This window comes from Streptomyces sp. SID3343 (genome assembly GCF_009865215.1).
Taxonomy (GTDB): domain Bacteria; phylum Actinomycetota; class Actinomycetes; order Streptomycetales; family Streptomycetaceae; genus Embleya.
This window is the reverse complement of the sequence record NZ_WWJX01000740.1, coordinates 1-3,794: the sequence shown is the minus strand read 5'-3', so window position 1 is coordinate 3,794 and position 3,794 is coordinate 1. Positions and strand designations below refer to the sequence as shown.

At 61.4% G+C, this 3,794-nt stretch carries 4 protein-coding genes and 1 pseudogene; all 5 read right to left on the bottom strand.

The window, feature by feature from the left end:
* Positions 1-174: 174 nt before the first annotated feature.
* Positions 175-357 (bottom strand): DUF397 domain-containing protein, encoded by a 183-nt coding sequence (locus tag GT354_RS54340; RefSeq protein WP_346012128.1) that lies wholly within the window; start codon positions 355-357, stop codon positions 175-177.
* On the bottom strand, positions 354-1,007 hold the full coding sequence (locus tag GT354_RS22755) for a DUF5753 domain-containing protein (RefSeq protein ID WP_202512176.1): 654 nt from the start codon (positions 1,005-1,007) through the stop codon (positions 354-356). The genes GT354_RS54340 and GT354_RS22755 overlap by 4 nt, the downstream gene beginning before the upstream one ends.
* Before the next feature lies 1 nt (position 1,008).
* Positions 1,009-1,233, bottom strand: a pseudogene (locus GT354_RS22750) (DUF664 domain-containing protein); the annotation flags it as partial.
* A 143-nt stretch (positions 1,234-1,376) separates the two neighbouring features.
* Positions 1,377-1,898: an SMI1/KNR4 family protein gene (locus GT354_RS22745; protein ID WP_346012127.1), complete on the bottom strand. Its 522-nt coding sequence runs from the start codon at positions 1,896-1,898 to the stop codon at positions 1,377-1,379.
* Between the two features lie 4 nt (positions 1,899-1,902).
* Positions 1,903-3,794 (bottom strand): RHS repeat-associated core domain-containing protein (locus GT354_RS22740; protein WP_202512175.1); only part of this gene is annotated, 1,892 nt, incomplete at its 5' end.

Sequence of the window (3,794 nt, the reverse complement as noted above, 5' to 3'; positions counted from 1 at the left end):
CAAGACGTCCAGGAACTCTCCAACTTCTTCGAACGCAAGGTCTCGGCCTACCAGGTCGCCGTCACCGGCTCGGTCTCGTTCGACGAGGACTTCTGAGACCCGATCATCCACATTGACCGAACCTGCCGCGTCATCCCGAAAACGGGGTGGCGCGGCGGTTCGGTCCGTGCGTCCTCAAGATGCCTGCACCCGATTGAGCAACGCCTGCCAGGCAGCGGGCGCGACCCGGACCTTGCCGCGGGCGCGATCCTTGCTGTCACGGACGGCCAAGTCGGGGTGTAGGGAGGCCACTTCAACGCACTCGCCTTGGTGGGCCGAGTAGGAAGACGTCCGCCATATCGGTCCGGATGCGTTCACAGTTCTTCCAATCGCGAGGCAAAAACCTGACGCGATTCTCCCACCGACAGCGCTCCCTTCAAGATGTGGTCGAGACTGCGCCGGTAGCGCTTGATGTCGCGGTCGCCGTCCTTGAACACGGAACCGTTGTGGTGGTCGAGGTGCACGACGCTCGGGTCGAACGCATCCGGAAAATCGAGCAGGGACGTACCGCCGACGTAGATCCCGACCTCGGCGGTGAAGGGCACGACACGGACGGCCACGTTCGGCAGGTCCGTCAGCGCGAGCAGGTGCTCGATCTGCCCGCGCAGTACCGACCGGCCACCGGTCTCGATGTGCAACAGCGCCGCGCCGATGGCTGCCGTGAACTCCACCGCGTTCTCGCCGTACAGGATGCGCTGACGCAGCGAGCGAACATGAACCAACGCGTCGGAATCGTCCGGATCCGGGACGAATGCGCTCGATGTCATGGTGGCTCGCGCGTAGTCCTGTGACTGCAACAGCCCAGGAATGACACTGGAGTTGGCCGCAGTGATCCGGGAAGCCTGCGACTCCAACGCGATCAGCTCCTCATAGCCGGAATCGATGACGTCCGCGTACTCCCGCCACCACGCGACACCGCGGCTGTCCGACAGCCAGGTCTCCATCCGAGCGAGGAGTTCTCGACTCACGCTGCCACCGGGACAGCGGTTCCGGGGAAGGGCGGTCGAAGACCTCGCCGAAGTACCTGGCCTCGACAGTGGCCACGTGTTTGACCAGGCCAAGAAGGTTGGTCCCGGTCGCCGTCAGAGGTCGTCGGGCGTCGTATTCGGACAAGCCGTCGAGCTCCCGGAGCAGCGCCTCGCGGTCCCGCCGCAGTCTCCCGCGCAGGTTGTCCTTCGCGAATTCATCGATCATGCGGCATGAGCAAGCCATGGACTACTTGCGGCCTCAAGATCCCGTACGTGGACCGCAACGACCGGAAGAGCCGAAGTCCGGCTATGGCCAGTGCCCTGAGCTGCCACAAGAAGCCGACGGAAATTGCCACGTGAGACAAAGTCTTAGTCCGAGATGTCCGGAGGCGTTGGCATCGGTTCGTACAATTCCCCTGCCGGGTCAGTGAAAAATGGTGGATCGAGCTCATTGCGCAATGCAGTCAGTATAAATCTTGAGAAACTCATATCATGCTTCTCCCAAAATCCTCCACAGTCGAGAACAATTTTCCAGTCGGCATCTTCATACTCCGGAGGGGCGAGACAAAAATAGTCGCCTGACGACCTCCTCCCGACTGCCAGAAGGCCGCCAAGTTCAGGCAAAATTGGGTATGGATATGCTTCGGTTCCATCGTCACCTAGCTCGTCGCGATTTCCACGCCAGGCCGCTGAAGATTCTCTGATCTCCTCTGCGAGGCTCGAATGGGTGCCGCCTTGCGGATCCCATAGATAGAGCGAGCCAAGCAGAAGGCACGGGCCGTATTCCGAAATGATTTCTTTGTAGTCAGTCGGGAAAACGACGCCAAATTCCACTTCGATGGAATGCCAGTCCTCGTTCCCCGCTCCTCGCCCTCGAGGGGGGCCAAGCACGCTTCTAAGGTCCGTAGAGGGGTCCACCAGAACTCCGTTCGCTGCAGGTATAGTTTCCTGTCGGGCTATTGTAGACGATGCAATTCAGGGCGTATCCCTTACTTCCGTAGGCCTTCATGTGAATCTCGGTGGGGATAGCAGGCTGTGCGGGATTCCCGTACACAGGGAGGGTGCCGAATACGATTGTCTCATTCTGGCTCGATTTGAGGCCCTTGAATCTAATGTCATTCTCCAATCTTTTCATGCTCGAATTATTTGCAGGGTTCTGATATCCTGCGACAAAATTTCGGAGCGTGTAGTGAGCGCCTCCGAGTTGATTTCCTATCAGGTGCAGATTTGCTGCATTATGCTTTCCGTTCACACCCATGGTTGCAGCTCTAATGGAGTCGTATCCGGACGGGCGCCACATCGGCTCGGGGTGCTCTTTCTTGCGTATGCTTTCGTTCGTAAGGACTGCAACGGCCCCGGTGGCTCGACAATCATTCACCCCGGGTCCGTATCTGGTCATAGGGGCGTAGTAATAGTTAGCTTCATCTGGCCTTGCCGGAAAATCTCTTTGACAAGAATTACCCGGGTTTTTCGCGCTGGGGTCTACTCCGCTCAGCCCATAATCGATTCCTGCGAAGGGATATGGGACCACTGCTTCTGGGAACAAACTCTGTAGGTGGTCAAGCGATTTTGCGTCGTTAAGTGTTAGTTCCGTGCCGGGTACGACGGCATGATCCGAAGAGGAGAAGGCGCCTCCTTGACCCGTCAGGCTCTGGATTGATTCCAGTACCCTGACCCCCGCCAGGACCGAATCCAAGATCGCGACCATGGGATCCCTGGCCGCTGTCGACGGGGTCAGGGACCGGGACTTCGGGGCTGTGGGTACGTGGGGTTTCGGCTTGGGCTTTACTGGAGTCTTTGGGCGGGGCTTGGGCTTGCTTATGGTTTTCGGGGTATTGCGGGTCGGGTACTTGGTGCGAGGGGGGATCCACCTCGGCGGTGTAGTGGTGGACGGCGGGACGGTGGATGTGGGCGGGGGAGCGCCGGGTGGCGGTGTGTAGCCCATGGTCATGTCGCAGGTGCCGGGGCAGTATGAGCCGATGGCGCCCCAGTCGAAATAGTTGCTGCCACCGCCCCCGCCACCGCTGGGGCCGCCGCCACCGCTGCTGGGGCCGCCGCCACCGCTGCTGGGGCCGCCGCCGCTGGCGTCGGTCGTCTGGTCGACGATTTCCCACGCGATTTCCCACCCGATGTTGAAAGCCAGGCCCCAGCCGCTGCGTTTGGTGACGGCTTTGGTGGTCTTGACGGCCTTGCTCTTGGTCCAGCTCGGGACGCAGTGGCCCGTGGGGTCGGTGCCGTTGAGGGGATCGGCCAGTGCGTATGCGTAGCGGTTGGCGTTGCCTGAGGGGGTGGGGTTGAGGGTCCAGGTGTCTCTGCTGTCGAAGCCGCCGTTTGTGGGGTCGTACCAGCGGCTGGCCATGTTGACTTGGCCGGTGGTGGGGTCGGTCCAGGCGCCTTGGTAGCCGAGGCCGGGTTTGGGGCCGGATTGGGTGGTGATTTGGCCGAAGGGGTCGTAGGTGGTGGAGCTGGTGCGGGTTTTGGTGGTGGGGTCCAAGGTGGCGGTGACGTCGCCGTGTTGGTCGGTGATGGCCAGTTGGGCGGTGGTGGCGTTGCCGGTGGAGATGAGGTCGCCGGCGGGGCCGCGGGTGAATGTGGTGGGGCCGTCGGCTACGAGGTTGTTGGTGGGGCCGTCGTAGGCGAAGCCGGGTTGGCCGTTGCGTTTGGTCAGGCGGGCTTGGGCGTCGTAGGTGTAGGTGGCGTCGCCGTCTTGGGCGAGTTGTTCGTAGGCGTCGAAGGTCAGGGATTCAGTGCCGGTGGGGGTGGTGATGGTGGAGCGGGAGCCGCGTG